1 protein-coding gene is annotated in these 377 nt (G+C 70.0%); it reads left to right on the top strand.

The genetic code is table 11. The annotated features are described in order from the left end of the window. The coding region (locus FJ658_RS15825) for a PAC2 family protein (RefSeq protein WP_141146269.1) at positions 1-377 on the top strand (377 nt) is incomplete at both ends.

Genomic DNA, 377 nt, shown 5'->3' with positions numbered 1-377 from the left:
AACGACGCGGGTGAGGCGGCGTCCACCGCCGTGCGCGCCCTGCGCGACCAGCTGGGACTGTCGTCGCTCGTCGAGGTCGAGCCCGAGGACTACTTCGATTACCAGTTCAACCGCCCCGTGACCACGTTCGACGACAAGGGCGATCGCGTGATCGCCTGGCCGAACGTCGTGCTGTCCGGCCCGATCGACGGCGGCGCCGGCGTGCACGTGCTGCTCGGAACCGAGCCGTCCCGCGGCTGGAAGACCTTCGCCGAGGAGGTGCTCGACGCGATCTCGGTCGCGGGCATCGAGCGGATCGTGTTCCTCGGCGCGATGCTCGCGGACGTGCCGCACACGCGGCCCATCGCGGTGTTCGCGTCGAGCGAGAACTCCTCGGT

Source organism: Schumannella sp. 10F1B-5-1, from assembly GCF_006517535.1.
Classification (GTDB): Bacteria; Actinomycetota; Actinomycetes; order Actinomycetales; family Microbacteriaceae; genus Schumannella.
Note: the sequence above shows the minus strand (reverse complement) of the source record. Positions and strands in the feature narration are given on the sequence as shown.